This window comes from Rhizobium aethiopicum, from assembly GCF_014197535.1.
Classification (GTDB): Bacteria; Pseudomonadota; Alphaproteobacteria; order Rhizobiales; family Rhizobiaceae; genus Rhizobium; species Rhizobium aethiopicum_A.
The window spans coordinates 37,967-51,753 of sequence record NZ_JACIFV010000017.1 but is presented as its reverse complement, the minus strand read 5'-3'; the positions used below and the strand labels follow the sequence as shown (position 1 = coordinate 51,753).

Annotated in this window: 16 protein-coding genes and 1 pseudogene; 9 read left to right on the top strand and 8 right to left on the bottom strand. The window is 63.1% G+C overall.

Features of this window, described 5'->3' with window-relative positions; genetic code table 11:
* Window positions 1-211: 211 nt before the first annotated feature.
* On the bottom strand, window positions 212-2,398 hold the full coding sequence (locus tag GGD53_RS21015) for a PBP1A family penicillin-binding protein (protein WP_184458795.1): 2,187 nt from the start codon (window positions 2,396-2,398) through the stop codon (window positions 212-214).
* A 194-nt stretch (window positions 2,399-2,592) separates the two neighbouring features.
* On the opposite strand from GGD53_RS21015, the gene GGD53_RS21010 reads away from it, so the two are divergent.
* Entirely contained in the window at window positions 2,593-3,069 is a 477-nt protein-coding gene (locus GGD53_RS21010) for a YcgN family cysteine cluster protein (protein WP_184458794.1), read from the top strand.
* Window positions 3,070-3,076: 7 nt separating this feature from the next.
* On the opposite strand, the gene GGD53_RS21005 is transcribed toward GGD53_RS21010, so the two are convergent.
* The gene (locus GGD53_RS21005) at window positions 3,077-3,637 is read right to left on the bottom strand and encodes a TetR family transcriptional regulator (protein ID WP_184458886.1); all 561 of its coding nucleotides are present in this window, start codon (window positions 3,635-3,637) and stop codon (window positions 3,077-3,079) included.
* Window positions 3,638-3,743: 106 nt separating this feature from the next.
* Between GGD53_RS21005 and GGD53_RS21000 the strand changes: the two genes are divergently transcribed.
* Window positions 3,744-4,658: an SDR family oxidoreductase gene (locus tag GGD53_RS21000; protein ID WP_184458793.1), complete on the top strand. Its 915-nt coding sequence runs from the start codon at window positions 3,744-3,746 to the stop codon at window positions 4,656-4,658.
* Here the strand turns inward: GGD53_RS21000 and GGD53_RS20995 are convergent.
* From GGD53_RS20995 to GGD53_RS20980, 4 genes are all read right to left on the bottom strand, one after another.
* A complete protein-coding gene (locus GGD53_RS20995; RefSeq protein WP_176439425.1) occupies window positions 4,649-4,813 on the bottom strand; it encodes a hypothetical protein in 165 nt (54 codons plus the stop codon). The two genes, GGD53_RS21000 and GGD53_RS20995, sit on opposite strands and share 10 nt — an antisense overlap.
* 39 nt (window positions 4,814-4,852) lie before the next feature.
* Window positions 4,853-5,170, bottom strand: a complete 318-nt coding sequence (locus GGD53_RS20990) for a hypothetical protein (protein ID WP_184458792.1) — start codon at window positions 5,168-5,170, stop codon at window positions 4,853-4,855.
* 202 nt (window positions 5,171-5,372) lie between these two features.
* Complete coding sequence (locus tag GGD53_RS20985; RefSeq protein WP_184458791.1) at window positions 5,373-5,753, bottom strand: VOC family protein; 381 nt, start codon at window positions 5,751-5,753, stop codon at window positions 5,373-5,375.
* Window positions 5,754-5,915: 162 nt separating this feature from the next.
* Window positions 5,916-6,821, bottom strand: a complete 906-nt coding sequence (locus GGD53_RS20980; RefSeq protein WP_064806038.1) for a S1C family serine protease — start codon at window positions 6,819-6,821, stop codon at window positions 5,916-5,918.
* Between the two features lie 215 nt (window positions 6,822-7,036).
* Here GGD53_RS20980 and GGD53_RS20975 point away from each other — a divergent pair, with 215 nt between their 5' ends.
* Together GGD53_RS20975 and GGD53_RS20970 are read left to right on the top strand one after the other, a co-directional pair.
* The gene (locus GGD53_RS20975; protein ID WP_184458790.1) at window positions 7,037-8,440 is read left to right on the top strand and encodes a PLP-dependent aminotransferase family protein; all 1,404 of its coding nucleotides are present in this window, start codon (window positions 7,037-7,039) and stop codon (window positions 8,438-8,440) included.
* Between the two features lie 198 nt (window positions 8,441-8,638).
* Entirely contained in the window at window positions 8,639-9,007 is a 369-nt protein-coding gene (locus tag GGD53_RS20970; protein WP_064801332.1) for a DUF983 domain-containing protein, read from the top strand.
* Between the two features lie 2 nt (window positions 9,008-9,009).
* Here the strand turns inward: GGD53_RS20970 and GGD53_RS20965 are convergent, their stop codons facing one another.
* Entirely contained in the window at window positions 9,010-9,903 is an 894-nt protein-coding gene (locus tag GGD53_RS20965) for a LysR family transcriptional regulator (protein WP_184458789.1), read from the bottom strand.
* 132 nt (window positions 9,904-10,035) lie between these two features.
* On the opposite strand from GGD53_RS20965, the gene GGD53_RS20960 reads away from it, so the two are divergent.
* The 4 genes from GGD53_RS20960 (at window position 10,036) to GGD53_RS20945 (ending at window position 12,758) form a co-directional block, all read left to right on the top strand.
* Window positions 10,036-10,647: a glutathione S-transferase family protein gene (locus GGD53_RS20960; protein WP_184458788.1), complete on the top strand. Its 612-nt coding sequence runs from the start codon at window positions 10,036-10,038 to the stop codon at window positions 10,645-10,647.
* Window positions 10,648-10,705: 58 nt separating this feature from the next.
* Entirely contained in the window at window positions 10,706-11,638 is a 933-nt protein-coding gene (locus tag GGD53_RS20955) for a pyridoxamine 5'-phosphate oxidase family protein (RefSeq protein WP_184458787.1), read from the top strand.
* A 77-nt stretch (window positions 11,639-11,715) separates the two neighbouring features.
* On the top strand, window positions 11,716-12,177 hold the full coding sequence (locus tag GGD53_RS20950; RefSeq protein WP_184458786.1) for a DUF1348 family protein: 462 nt from the start codon (window positions 11,716-11,718) through the stop codon (window positions 12,175-12,177).
* A 20-nt stretch (window positions 12,178-12,197) separates the two neighbouring features.
* Complete coding sequence (locus GGD53_RS20945) at window positions 12,198-12,758, top strand: TetR family transcriptional regulator (protein WP_184458785.1); 561 nt, start codon at window positions 12,198-12,200, stop codon at window positions 12,756-12,758.
* Window positions 12,759-12,767: 9 nt separating this feature from the next.
* Here GGD53_RS20945 and GGD53_RS20940 read toward each other — a convergent pair whose 3' ends face one another.
* Window positions 12,768-12,929 carry a hypothetical protein gene (locus GGD53_RS20940; RefSeq protein ID WP_184458784.1) on the bottom strand — a complete coding sequence of 54 codons (162 nt, stop codon included), beginning with the start codon at window positions 12,927-12,929 and terminating at the stop codon, window positions 12,768-12,770.
* Window positions 12,930-13,086: 157 nt separating this feature from the next.
* On the opposite strand from GGD53_RS20940, the pseudogene GGD53_RS20935 reads away from it, so the two are divergent.
* Window positions 13,087-13,781 (top strand): annotated as a pseudogene (locus GGD53_RS20935) (hypothetical protein).
* The last annotated feature ends 6 nt before the right edge of the window (window positions 13,782-13,787 follow it).

Genomic DNA, 13,787 nt, shown 5'->3' with positions numbered 1-13,787 from the left:
CTGCCTTGTGCGTGCGGTTGAAGCCAAGCGACTATTCGGTCGTACGTGACGATGACGAAGATCCCAGGCTCATCCACGGTTGTAACCGGGGGGGGAAACGGGCGACTTCGTCACGCCTCTGGCCGGGTGGCCACCCGGCCAGAGGCTCAATCGCTTCATCGCACGAAATCTCTAACGTGCAGATACAAGGGGCATCTGGTCTTCGGGCCGTCTACTCCGCGCTCGCCACCTTCTGCGGCGTCAGCGGCGCGGCGGCCTTCAGCTTCTCTCCGAGCTTCTTGAGGATGTTTGTCGATTGCACCGAGAGCATGCGCGGCCGGATGAGCTGCGGCAGTCCGTCCTGCGGCTTGGCGGCGGCGGTCTTGGCGAGATCCTTTTCCGAGGGCAGGGGGTTTTCGACGCCGGGGATGGGGCGCAACGTCACGCCCTGATGAGCGTAGTCCATGGCGCGCTTGAAGGTCATTGCCGGCAGTGAGCCGCCGGTCATGTTGTTGGTCGAGGTATAGTCGTCATTGCCGAACCAGACGGCGCAAGTGTAATTGCCGGTGAAGCCGACGAACCAGGCATCGCGATAGGCCTGGGTCGTGCCGGTCTTGCCGGCGGTCAGGATGCCGTTGTCGAGCGCCGCCTTGCGCGCCGTGCCGACATAGGGGACGCGCGACAGCATCTGGTTCATATAGGTATCGGCCTGTTCGGACAGCACGCGTTTCGGCGCCGGCTCGTCGCGGTCGAAATCGTAGAGCACATCGCCTTCGTAATCGAGGATCTGGGTAATGCCGTGGCGGCGCGACTGATAGCCGCCGGCCGGGAAGGTGGCATAGGCCGTTGCCTGGTCGAGCACCGTCACCTCCGATGTCCCGATCGGGATGGTGACGTCGTCCCGGATCGGCGTTTCGACGCCGAGGTTTTTCGCCATCGCCCGGATCGGCTGGATGCCGAGCTTTTCCTTGGCAAGCCGCACCGGCACGGTATTGATCGACTGGGCGATCGCCGTCTCCAGCGTGATGCGGCCGACATAGCGGTTGGCGTAATTGTGCGGGCTCCAGTTGCCCCAGGAAATCGGCGCGTCGACGATCGTCGTCTGCGGCGTCATCCCGCTCTCCATCGCCAGCGCGTAGGTATAGACCTTGAAGGAGGAGCCCGGCTGGCGCAGCGCCTTGGTGGCGCGGTTGAACTGGCTCTCACCGTAATCCCGCCCGCCGACCATGGCGCGCACGGCGCCGCCGTTCTCGATCATCACCATGGCGCCCTGCTTGGCGTGATAGGCCTCGCCATATTCGCGCAGCGACGTCTCGACCGAATCCTCGGCCGCCTGCTGGATGCCCATGTCGATCGTGGTGCGCACGATCAGCGAATGCTGGTGGAAGCGCGGCGAAAGCCGCTGCACCTCGTCGAAAGCCCAGTCGAGGAAGAAATCCGGCGATTCCACCTCGTTGCGGTCGACGACGGTCGCCGGATTGCGTCGGGCGGCGATCACCTGGCCCTCTGTCATCAGTCCGCTTTGCACCAGGTTGGTCAGCACCTCGTTGGCACGCGCACGCGCGGCCGGCAGGTTGACATGCGGCGCATATTTGGCCGGCGCCTTGAACAGGCCGGCAAGCATCGCCGACTCGGCAAGGTTCACATCAGTGATGTTCTTGCCGAAATAGAACTGCGCCGCCGCCGCTGCACCAAAGGTGCCGCCGCCCATATAGGCACGGTCGAGATAGGTGGAGAGGATTTCCTTCTTGGAGAGATTGGCTTCGAGCCACAGCGCCAGGAAGGCCTCGGTGATCTTGCGGTCGATCGAGCGCTCGTTGGAGAGGAACAGGTTCTTGGCGAGCTGCTGGGTCAGGGTCGAGCCGCCCTGTACCACTTCGCCGGCCTGGGCGTTGGTGACCATGGCGCGGAAGAGGCCGATCGCGTCGATACCGAAATGGTCGAAGAAGCGCCGGTCTTCGGTCGCAAGGACGGATTTGATCAAGGAATCCGGCAGCTCGTCGATCGGCACGGAATTCTGGTGGATGACGCCGCGATGGCCGATAACGTTGCCGTAGCGGTCGGTGAAAGTGACGGCGAAATCGCCGCGATTGCGCCAGTCCTCCTTGGTCGCCTCGAAGGCAGGCTGGGCAAGCACCAGCATCAGCACCGCGCCGGCCGCCCCGAGGGTCAGCCCTTCGCCGGCAAGTTCGAAGACCATGCGTTTCCAGCCGCGCACGCGAAAGCGACGGAAGAAGATGGTGGTGTCTTCCCAGATCTCGGCGGCGCGGAAGCCGGCGTTCCAGACGGTCGAATCGATCCACGAATCGATGCGCAGCAGAATATGGCGGCTCTTCGTCGGCCGCCTGCCCGCCGCGTCACCGGTTCGCTTGTCTGCTTCCTTTTCAGGCCCTTTTTCAGGGTTGTCCGGATCCTGCACGTCCTGTATTCCCGCCTGATCGCGCTTGCCTCATGTCCGGTCGCCGGAAAGCGACGAAAGCGCGAGGCCCGATCGCCTGAAAGCTCTCCGATACCAGGAGCATGCTGAAGAATTGATTGATTTTGTCGCGGATAACAAGAGAGATAGAGTGGCGGTCACGTGAATTTGCGGGCCGCTGTTGCAAGAAACGGACGATGAACGATCTGCCCTTCTGGAAGAGCAAGACGCTTGCTGAAATGACCACCGCCGAATGGGAAAGCCTCTGCGACGGCTGCGGTCTCTGTTGCCTCAACAAGCTCGAGGAATGGGAGAGCGGCGATATCTATTTCACCTCGGTCCGCTGCAAACTGCTCGATGGCCAAAGCTGTCGCTGCACCAGCTATGAGAACCGCTGGGATTTCGTGCCGGACTGCGTGCAACTGACCAGGGAGAATGTGCCCGAGATCGCCTGGCTGCCGCCGACCTGCGGCTACCGGCTGATAAATGAGGGCCGCGATCTCTACTGGTGGCATCCGCTTGTCTCGGGCGATCCCGAGACCGTCCACGCCGCCGGCATTTCCGCCCGCGGCCGCACGATCAATGAAACCGAGATCGATATCGACGATCTCGAGGATTACGTCGTCGACTGGCCGCTGACCGTGGGCGCGGAAAAGGATGAAGAAGAAGCGTGAGCGGCGGTCAGAACTTCACTGCTGACAGGAAACGCCGCAATTCCGTCTCCACATAGGCGGCCACCGGACCGCCTGCGCCAAAGCCCCACCAGGTGAGCGAACCCTGCCATTGCGCCAGCATCAGCCGGGCAATCGTCTCCGGCGCCTTCGCCGAGCCAAAACATTGTGCGATCGCCGCCGTCAGCGCCGTCCCCCAGGCCGCACCTCGGGCGCGCAGCACCGGATCGCGAAAATCCTCGCGCAGCACCAGCAATCCCTCGCCATAGGCGGCGGCATCGTCGCCGTAATCCTGCGACAGGCCGACGAGCAGCGCGACGGCGCCCTCCGGTGTTTTCGCCACGCTGCCGGCAAGCCGCTCTGTTTCCGCATCCAGCCGGTCCCAGGCGTAGAGCAGCGCGGCGCGTAGCATCGCCGCCTTTGTCGCGAAACGCTGAACGAGCGTTGAACCGGAAAGACCACTCGCCTTCGCCACTGCCGCAAAGGTTGCTGCATCCGGTCCCTCGGTGTGGATCAGGGCCAGCACCATGGCGAGAAGTTGTTCGTCGGAAAGGGTGCGGCGGCGCGGCATGAATTTCCTCTTGCGTTCGTTTTCAATATGAACGAACATTCGTTTATATTCAACTAGGGCCGGTCGCAGTCGGCCGGCTCTCGGTTCTAGCGTGGAGGATAGAGACGTGACAGCGGACTTGCGGGATAAAGTGGCCCTGGTGGCGGGCGCTACGCGCGGCGCCGGTCGCGGCATTGCGGTCGAACTCGGTGCTGCCGGCGCCACCGTCTATGTCACCGGCCGCACGACCCGCGCCGAGCAGTCCGACTATGCCCGGCCGGAAACGATCGAGGAAACGGCCGAACTGGTGGCGTCGGCTGGCGGCAAGGGCATTGCCGTGCAGGTGGACCATCTCGTTCCGCATGAGGTCGAGGCGCTCGTTGCGCGCATCCGGACGGAAGCCGGCCGGCTCGACATCCTCGTCAACGACATTTGGGGCTGCGAAAAGCTGTTCGAATGGGACAAGGCGGTCTGGGAGCATTCGCTGGACAAGGGCCTGCGCATGCTGCGGCTCGGCATTGAGACGCACCTGATCACGGCCCATTACGCGCTGGCGCTGATGATCGAGCGGCCGGGCGGGCTGCTGGTGGAGGTAACCGACGGCACGGCCGAATACAATGGCACGCATTACCGGCTCTCGCCCTTCTACGACCTCGTCAAGACGGGCGTCACCCGCATGGCTTGGGCGCATGCGCAGGACCTGGCCAAACACGGCGCCACCGCCGTTTCGATCACGCCCGGCTGGCTGCGCTCCGAAATGATGCTGGAGGCTTATGGCGTGCGCGAGGAGAATTGGCGCGACGCGACCACGGTGCAGCCGCATTTCGCCATTTCCGAAACCCCGCGCTTCGTCGGCCGTGCGGTCGCGGCCCTGTCAGCCGATCCCGACCGCGCCCGCTGGAACGGCCAGTCGCTGTCGAGCGGCGGGATGGCCAAGGCCTATGGTTTCGACGATGTCGACGGTTCGCGGCCGGATTGCTGGCGCTACCTGGTGGAAGTGCAGGAGCCGGGCAAACCGGCTGACGTAACCGGCTACCGGTGAGGCTGACCGCCGCCCTTGGGCGCGCTGCTGCCGTGAGGCGCCGTTTGGGCCGCCGTCTTCATCTGTCCGGCGAAGCTGGTTTCCGGCTTCGTCGCCAGCTTGTCCTTCTTCGGCTTGCGGGCCTCGCGATTGCTTCTCAGCTGTCCCTTTGCCATGGATGGATCTCCCTTTGGATCGGAATTGAAAGCCACCCGCTACCGGCCTGCGGAATTGCCTGGCCGCCTCGTTCGGCGCTCACGTGGCAATCCCTGGATCGCATAGCGGTTACAGACGGGGGTGACCGGTTTCGGTTGCTTCTTCGGTTTGCCGAAATGGTATTCGAGCGCCCGCAAGAGCATGGCCGGCGAGGTGACGCCGTCCTGGAACAGCTTGATCAGCAGCATGGCTGCGGCGTTGCAGGTCTGTTCGTCGCCGGCCGGGATTCTTGCTTTGTAGCCGGCGGCATCGAGCACGCCCTGAAGCATGTCGAGATCGGATGAGGTCAGATAGGGCTTATCGGAAGTGGAAGACATCGAAGTCCTCCTTTCGTCGGGGCGGGGGTTATGAAACCCTCAGTCGGCAGCGCCCGTGCGATGGCTGCCGAAGCTGAAACAATGCGCCTTTCGCCGGGGCGACGCAACGGGATTTTTGCGGCTAGCGGAAAGGCGAGGGCTGCCCTCGGACGGCAGCCGCAGGCAGGTGATGGCGATCTCCAGAGCTGCGGCCTGACGGCCGTTATATCTCGCCTTTGTGGAAATAGGCTTCGAGGCGGTAGCCGTCCGGATCGATGATGAAAGCGGCGTAATAGAAGCGGCCGTAATCCGGTCGGATGCCCGGTTCGCCGTTATCTGTGCCGCCGGATTCAATCGCAGCCGCATAAAACGCGTCGACCGCGGCCTCGTTCGGGGCGACGAAGCAGAAATGCAGCCCGGATTGCATGTCGGCGACAACGGGATGCGCAACCTGCATCACCCAGAGGCCGACCTGTTCCGAACCGTAGCCGATCATGCCGTCGGAATTCGACAGGCGCTCATATCCGAGCGGTGCCAGCGCCGCGTCGTAGAAGCGGCGGGCTCTCTCGAGATCTTTGACGCCGATGGAGATATGATCGAACATGGACCGCAAACTCAGTTCATCCCAGCATTGACGGCAGCATCTTTCAACGGCGGCTCCAAGTCAACGAACGAACTTGCCTCGTCATAGGCGCGCCGGATGACCGGCCCCGCCTGCGAAGCCGGCCGTGATTTCAGCCTTCGACGGCCGTCACGCGATGCGGCCCTACTGCAGTTGCGGCTTTTTCAGAAAACTGTTGCGGTCGGCGGATTTGATCCGCAGCCACGCTTCCCGGCCGTTGCGCAGAATTCGCATCGGAATCTCGGCGCCGGCCGGGCCGCTGCTCCAGAGCTTGCGGTAGAAATCGGCCAGGCCATCGACCTCTTCGTCGCGGATTTCCGAAATGATATCGCCCTGACGCAGCCCGGCCTCGGCGGCCGGACCGCCTTCGGCGACGCTCATCACCACCACGCCGCCACTGCTTTCGGCGGAGAATGCGCCGAGCCAGGGCCGCGGCGGCTTGTTGACCTGGCCGCGATTCAAGAGATCGTCCAGGATCGGCGGCAAAAGATCGATCGGAACGATCATGTTGATATCGGCGACCTCGCCGTCCTGGCTCATTTGCAGGCGAAGCGAACCGATGCCGAGAAGCTTGCCGTCCGCGCCGATCAGGGCTGCGCCGCCCCATGCCGGATGAGCCGGCGCGGTAAAAATCGCCTCGTCCAGCAGATATTCCCAATAACCGGCGAATTCCTGCCGGGCCACGATATTTGCCTGTACATATTCGCCGTCGCCGTCGGCAAGCACGACGGGATCGCCGGGCTTGGCTGCGGCCGCATCGCCGAAATCCACCGCCGGCGCGTTCAGGACGCCAAGCGCCTGCAGCAGCCCGAAACCGCTCTCCTGGTCATAAGCAAGCGGATGGGCGGGAACCACCCGGCCGTCAAGGGTCGTCAGCCAGACTTCCTCGGCCTCGGTGATGAGATAACCGATGGTCAGCACCAGGCCATTGTCGCGAATGACCACGCCGCTGCCCTCGCGGACGGTGCCCAGCGTCTCCGCCGTGAAGGCATCTTCCGGAATGGTCGAACGGACGGCCACGACTGACCGCAAGATCGGATCGATATTCATGCTTTCATCCCGATGGGCGCCGCCGCGCAACGCCAAAAGTCGGCACTTCTCCTTTCATAGGTAAGGAGATGAAGGGGCGGCGGCAAGGTTGGAGCGGCGGGAATTTCTGCCACCGCATCTCCTGAAGTGGAGGAATACCGGAATATGCGGGGGTGGTAGGGCGCTGCGCAACAATATACAGTCAATCCAGGAATCAGACGTGCACGGATCACGACATGAAGGACTGGCATCCCGATCTCAGCCGCAGCAGCAGTCCGCGTTACATGGCCATCGCCGATCTGATCGAAATGGATCTGCGCAGCGGTCACCTGACGGCAGGTGACCGGCTGCCGCCGCAGCGCGAACTCGCCAAACGGTTGAATGTCGATTTCACCACGGTGGCGAGAGGTTACGTCGAGGCGCAGAAGCGCGGCCTGGTGGATTCCCATGTCGGCCGAGGCACCTTCGTCACCGGCGCTGCGGTCGGGCCGCGCCAGGATTTGAGCGCCGATGCCGCGCCCGATCCCCGCCGTACATCAGTTGTCGACTTCTCGATGAACCTGCCGCCGGAACCGGACGATCCGGAATTGATCGCCCGCATGCGTGAGGGCATGTCGGCGGTGGCGGCGAGCCTGATCCCGCTTCTGCGTTATCAAGGCTTCGGCGGCTCCGGCATGGACAAGGAGGCCGCCGCCGCCTGGCTCGGCCGCCGTGGTCTCATGCCTTCGCAGGAGCGGATCTTCGTCGCGCCGGGTGCCCATCCGGCCCTTCTGGCAATCTTCAGCCTGCTGGCAAAGCCCGGCGAGACCGTGCTTTCCGAAATCGTCACCTATCCCGGCATGCGCTCGATCGCAGCACAGTTGCGGCTCAATCTTGCCGGCCTTCCAATGGACGGGGACGGGATCCGGCCGGACGCTTTGGCCGCTGCCTGCGAGCGGTTGAAGCCGAAGGCGCTCTATCTCAATCCGACGCTGCAGAACCCGACGACCCTGACGGTTCCCGCCGGTCGCCGCGAGGAAATCGCAGCCGTCGCCCGCAAATATCATCTGCCGATCGTCGAGGATGATGCCTACGGCTTCATTCCGCAGGAAGGGCCTGCGCCGCTTGCGGCAACGGCGCCCGAGCTGACCTGGCACATCGCCGGCTTGGCGAAATGCCTCGGCGCTGGCCTGCGCCTTGCTTATGTCGTGGCTCCAGACACCAGGGCAGTGTGGCCCTTCGTCAGCGCCATGCGCGCCAACACTGTCATGGCCTCGCCGTTGAATATGGCGCTCGCCACCCGCTGGATCGAGGACGGCACGGCCGATGCGATCCTCCGCTTCATCCGCGCAGAGGCGGGCGCCCGCCAGCAGATGGTCGTCGCCGTCCTGCCGGCCGGCAGCTACCGCGCCGATTCGATCAGCTTCAATATTTGGCTGCCTTTGGCCAAGGGCTGGACCCGTTCCACCTTCGGCAGCCATATGCATTCCTCCGGCATTGGCGTGGTGGCAAGCGATGCCTTCACGGTCGAAGGCGCCGCGCCCGAGGCTGTGCGGGTCTGCCTCGGAGGCCCGATCGAACGGGCGAAGTTGCAGGGCGCATTGGAGTTTATGGCCCATGCGCTTGAAGGTCCGCCGGAAATGGCAGGTTCGTTCTTCTGACCCGTCCGTATCGCATCTGAGTCTGGCAGGCGGAGCCGCCCCTCGAACGGGTTAGCGGCAAGCTGGGACCGGCCCTTGGCCGGCGGGTGTATTCTGCGGCAATCTGACAGATTGATCGGCATCTCCCATGTAATGTATCTATATTGAATGCATACATTGCGCGGCATTGAATGAGCCGCAAGATAGGACGGCATCATCATGGACACTGAATATCCCCCGCTTCCTCCGATGCAGACCGGCATCAGGGGACGCTGCCCGCGCTGCGGCCAAGGCCATATGTTCAAGGGCTTCCTGACGCTGCAGCCGCAATGCGAGGCTTGCGGCCTCGATTATTCCTTCGCCGATCCGGCTGACGGCCCGGCCTTCTTCGTGATCTGCTTCGCCTGCATTCCGAGCGTGCTGCTCGGCGTCTGGTTGGAGGTGGCATTCTCGGCCCCGATCTGGGTGCAGCTTCTGGTCACCGGTCCCTTCATGCTCGCCACCTGCATTCCTCCGCTCCGGCCGCTGAAGGGCTGGCTGGTCGCCAGTCAGTATTTCTACAAGGCGGAAGAAGGCAGGCTTGCGTGACGCTATTTCAGCGTTGCGCGCAGGCGCGGCGTTGCGAAATCTATAAGGGCGCGCAGTTTCAGCGGCACCAGCCCCTGCGACGGGTAGACGAGATGCACCGGCGCCGGCTGCGGTTCGAAAGCGGCAAGCAGCGGCACCAGCAGGCCTGCCTTCTCGGCGCGCGCGGCCTGGTAGGAGAGCACGCGGGTGATGCCGAGACCGGCGACGGCGGCATCCACGGCCGCCTCGGCGGTGTTGACCGCAAGCCGTGATCGGATCGGCACGACAAGGTCGCGTTTGCCCTCGACGAATGTCCAGCTTTGCGTCGAGGCCATGCCTTCGAAGGTGATGCAGTCATGCACGGAAAGATCGCTGGGGTGGCGGCTTGCGCCGTGCCGGGCGATATAATCCGGGCTTGCATAGACCGTGCGGCGGATCGCGCCGAGCCTTGTGGCGATCAGGTTGCTGTCGGCCAGGTTGCCGATCCTGAGCGCCAGGTCGATATGATCCTCGACGAGGTTCGCCAGCCCGTCGCCGAGCATCAGCCGCAGATTGATATCGGGATAGGCCTTCAGGAAGTCCACCACGACAGGCAGGACATGCAGCCGCCCGAAGACGATCGGCGCCGTCATCGTCAGCTCGCCCTTCGGCGCGCTGTATTCGCCGGCCGCCGTCCGTTCCGCCTCTTCCACGCGGTCGAGAATTTCCCGCGCCGCCTCGACAAAGGAGCGGCCGGCCTCCGTCAGCGCGATCTTCCGGTTGGTCCTTTGCAGGAGCCGGGCGCCCAGATGTGCTTCGAGTTCCGAAACCTTGCGGCTGACGGTGGCAAGCGGCGAGTGCAGATGCCGCGAGGCGGCCGACAGGCTGCCTTGTTCGACGACGGTGAGAAGCACGGTCATGGCTTCGAGGCGGTCCATCCTATCCTTCCATAAATTGGAAATCTGTCTTTCAGATTAGCACTCTACTGCATCTGAGTGGAAGGCCGTAGATTCACTGCCGATGGTTCCGAGCAGCCATCGCCAATCGCCTTCGTTCCCAGAGGAGCCGTCATGAAACTCTACCATCACCCGCTATCCGGCCATTCACATCGCGCCCATCTTTTCCTGTCGCTGCTTGGTGTGCCCTATGAATTGGTCGAGGTCGACTTGGCGGCAGGCGCCCACAAGACGCCGGATTTCCTCAAGCTCAATCCGTTCGGCCAGGTGCCGGTTCTCGATGATGATGGCACGGTCATTGCCGATTCCTCCGCCATCCTCGTCTATCTCTCCCGCAAATACGGCCGCACCGATTGGCTGCCGGAGGAGACGGTTGCGGCGGCGCGGATCCAGAAATGGCTGTCGGTCGCAGCGGGCGAGATTGCCTACGGACCGTGCGCGGCCCGCCTGATCACCGTCTTCGGCGTCGATTTCCGCACGGAGGAGGTGATTGCGCGGGCGCACCGCATCCTCGCACTGCTCGAGGCGGAGCTCGGCGGCCGTAGTTTTCTGCTCGGTGACCGGCCGACGATCGCCGACATCGCGCTTTACAGCTACGTCGCCAACGCGCCCGAGGGCAATGTCGATATTTCGGTCTATCCGAGTGTTCGCGCATGGCTTGCGCGCGTTGAGGCGCTGCCGGGTTTCGTCGGCTTTCGCAAGACGAAGATCGGCCTTGCCGCATGATGAGCCGCCGGGGCGGATTGTCGTCCCGGCCTGCCGATGATCCCACAAGGAGCCCATGATGCTGAACGAGACAGGTCAGGATACCGCATCGCCCTGGCATGAGGGCGAACTTGCCATGCAGCGTATTATCGGCGTCGTCGAACGCATGGACGGGCCGGGGCGCAATTTCATCCGCAAGGCCATGCCCGAACAGCACCGCGCCTTCTTCCCGATGCTGCCTTTCGTCGTGCTCGGCGCAGTCGACGCCAAGGGCGATGTCTGGGCGACGATGCGCGCGGGGCGCCCGGGGTTCATGTCCTCGCCGGTGCCGGAGGCTCTCGACGTCGATCTGCGGCGCGATCCGGACGATCCTGCCGAAGCCGGCATGGAAGATGGAGACGCGATCGCGCTGCTCGGCATCCAGCTCGAGACCCGCAGGCGCAATCGGCTGAACGGCGTCATCCGCAGGACGGATGCCGAGGCTTTCCGCCTGCGGGTCGGCCAGAGCTTCGGCAACTGCCCGCAATATATCCAGCCGCGGGCGGCCGCCTTTGTCCGCGATCCCGATAAACCCGCCGCGATGCGGCCGGTTCACTCCGTCAACCTCGACGACCGGGCGAGGCGCATGGTCGAGAACGCCGATACGTTTTTCGTCGCCTCCCATGTCGATCGTGATAATGGCGAGCGGCAGGTCGATGTGTCTCATCGCGGCGGAAATGCCGGTTTCGTGCGGCTCGGCGCCGACGGCGTGCTGACCATCCCCGATTTTCCCGGCAACCGGTTCTTCAACACGCTCGGCAATCTTCTCGTCAATCCGAAGGCCGGGCTGGTCTTCGTCGATTTCGAAACCGGCGACATGCTGCAGATGACCGGAAGAGCTGAAATATCGCTGTCTTCACCTGAGATCGCCAGCTTTGAAAGGGCCGAAAGGCTGTGGCGTTTTACGCCTGAACACATCGTGTTTCGCCCGGACGCACTGCCGTTGCGCTGGAGCCGCAATCTCGACCGCTGAGAAGACGCCTCATCAGGCCGCTTGCAGATTGATATACCGATCGGTACAGCAGAGACGGATCGGTACAGGAGAAGATCATGTCCAGCCTCGTTCCGCCTTTCACCCTTGAGACCGCCACGAGGAAAGTCCGTCTTGCCGAGGACGGCTGGAACAGCCGTGATCCCGAGCGCGTCTCGCTCGTCTATACGCCGGAGAGCCGCTGGCGCAACCGCGCCGAATTCATCACCGGCCGCGTCGAGATCGTCGCTTTCCTTACCCGCAAATGGGCCAAGGAACTGGATTACCGGCTGATCAAGGAAATCTGGGCCTTTACCGATAATCGCATCGCCGTGCGCTTTGCCTATGAATGGCACGATGACAGCGGCAACTGGTTCCGCTCCTACGGCAATGAGAATTGGGAATTCGACGCCACCGGCTTGATGCAGCGCCGTTTTGCCTGCATCAACGATCTGCCGATCCGGGAAACGGAGCGCAAATACCACTGGCCGCTCGGTCGGCGGCCGGACGACCATCCCGGCCTGACCGAGCTCGGCCTCTAGAATAGGATGAACTTGGGCCGGTGAAGACCGTCTATGAACGCGCCGACATCGTACCGGTGTTCGCGGAAACCTTCCGCGAGCTCGGCTATGAGGGCGCTACGCTCAGCCGCATCACCGAACGCACCGGCATCGGCAAGGGCAGCCTTTATCACTTCTTCCCTGGCGGCAAGGAGGAGATGGCCGGCGCCGTGCTCGCCGATATCGATGCCTGGTTCGAACAGGCGATCTATCGGCCGCTGAGGAATGATGACGCCCGTCAGGCGATTGCGGCGATGTGGGTCAATGTCAATGACTACTTTCGCGCCGGCGGCCGCATCTGCCTTGTCGGCGCCTTCGCGCTCGACGACACTCGCGAGCGGTTTTCGTCTGGGATCGCCGATTATTTCATCCGCTGGATCGAGGCGTTGCGTTCGGCGCTGATGCGGGCTGGCTGTGCTGAGACGGAAGCGCAGACGCTTGCTGAGGAAGGCGTCTGCGGCATTCAAGGCGCGCTGGTGCTGTCGCGCGCGCTCAGAGATGGAACGGTCTTCACCCGGTCGCTGAAAACGCTGGCGAACCGGCTTGAGGCTGCGACGCGATGAGGGCAGGCCTTACATCTGCACCGCTTTGCCTGTATCTCTCAGCGCTGGTGTTGAGGCTGCCGGTGCCGGGCGGGTATTCTCGCGCTCAAGGCGAATCTGGCGCCACTCATTTTCCATCTGGTCGACGACATGCTGGGGAATGGTGGTCTGAGTGTTGGCCGGCGTCTGCATCGGAAGTCTCCTCTTGTGGTGGTAAGGCTTCAGGGCGTGAAAAATGCATTGCACAAGACAAAAGGCGTGTAAATCAGGGGCTTAGACACTTCAAACGATTAAGTTTATTTTAATCGATTAAGGCGGTTTTAACCACAAGGTTCAGGGGAAGCGCGGAATGGTTGTCCACATGGACCGGGTATTCTTTTTTGATGCGGTGCGGCAAGAGCTCTTCAAAGGAGAGCTGACTCAGCCTCAGGTGGTGGGTATGACGGCGATTGTCGATGCCTGGGAAAAGCGGTTCGCTGAGGCCGACCGCCGGTGGCTCGCCTATATCCTCGCTACCGCCTTTCATGAGACCGCCTATACGATGCAGCCGGTGCGCGAGACGCTGGCTGAAAGCGATGTGCGCGCGGTCGAGATCCTCGAGGCAGCCTTTGCCGCAGGCCGGCTCTCTTGGGTGAAGACGCCCTACTGGCGGCCGGACGAGGATGGCCGATGCTGGCTCGGGCGCGGCCTGGTGCAGCTCACCCATAAACGGAATTATGAGGCGATGAGCGTGCTGACGGGCATCGATCTGGTTGCCGATCCCGATCGGGCGATGGAAATGGATGCGGCGGTGACGATCCTGATAGAAGGCATGCTGCAGGGCAGCTTTACCGGTCACAAACTTGCCGATCATCTGAATGCGACGACCGAGGATTGGGTCAATGCACGCCGCATCGTCAACGGTACCGACCGGGCCGAGAAGCTCGCGGGTTACGCCATGACCTTCCATGCGGCGCTGCGTCCGGATGCCGCGCAGGGCAGGCCGCGCGGTTGAAGGCTCGCGGCGCGCGTGTTATCGCGCGGGCCAACCCCTCTGGAATCTGACAGGAG

Bases quoted from the DNA above. Each gene is read 5' to 3' on its own strand.
- GGD53_RS20950 (WP_184458786.1), top strand. From the start codon at position 11,716: ATGTCCAGCCTCGTTCCGCCTTTCACCCTTGAGACCGCCACGAGGAAA.
- GGD53_RS21005 (WP_184458886.1), bottom strand. From the start codon at position 3,637: ATGCCGCGCCGCCGCACCCTTTCCGACGAACAACTTCTCGCCATGGTG.
- GGD53_RS20970 (WP_064801332.1), top strand. From the start codon at position 8,639: ATGGACACTGAATATCCCCCGCTTCCTCCGATGCAGACCGGCATCAGG.
- GGD53_RS20955 (WP_184458787.1), top strand. From the start codon at position 10,706: ATGCTGAACGAGACAGGTCAGGATACCGCATCGCCCTGGCATGAGGGC.
- GGD53_RS20985 (WP_184458791.1), bottom strand. From the start codon at position 5,753: ATGTTCGATCATATCTCCATCGGCGTCAAAGATCTCGAGAGAGCCCGC.
- GGD53_RS20960 (WP_184458788.1), top strand. From the start codon at position 10,036: ATGAAACTCTACCATCACCCGCTATCCGGCCATTCACATCGCGCCCAT.
- GGD53_RS20995 (WP_176439425.1), bottom strand. From the start codon at position 4,813: ATGGCAAAGGGACAGCTGAGAAGCAATCGCGAGGCCCGCAAGCCGAAG.
- GGD53_RS20965 (WP_184458789.1), bottom strand. From the start codon at position 9,903: ATGGACCGCCTCGAAGCCATGACCGTGCTTCTCACCGTCGTCGAACAA.
- GGD53_RS20975 (WP_184458790.1), top strand. From the start codon at position 7,037: ATGAAGGACTGGCATCCCGATCTCAGCCGCAGCAGCAGTCCGCGTTAC.
- GGD53_RS20980 (WP_064806038.1), bottom strand. From the start codon at position 6,821: ATGAATATCGATCCGATCTTGCGGTCAGTCGTGGCCGTCCGTTCGACC.
- GGD53_RS20940 (WP_184458784.1), bottom strand. From the start codon at position 12,929: ATGCAGACGCCGGCCAACACTCAGACCACCATTCCCCAGCATGTCGTC.
- GGD53_RS20990 (WP_184458792.1), bottom strand. From the start codon at position 5,170: ATGTCTTCCACTTCCGATAAGCCCTATCTGACCTCATCCGATCTCGAC.
- GGD53_RS21010 (WP_184458794.1), top strand. From the start codon at position 2,593: ATGAACGATCTGCCCTTCTGGAAGAGCAAGACGCTTGCTGAAATGACC.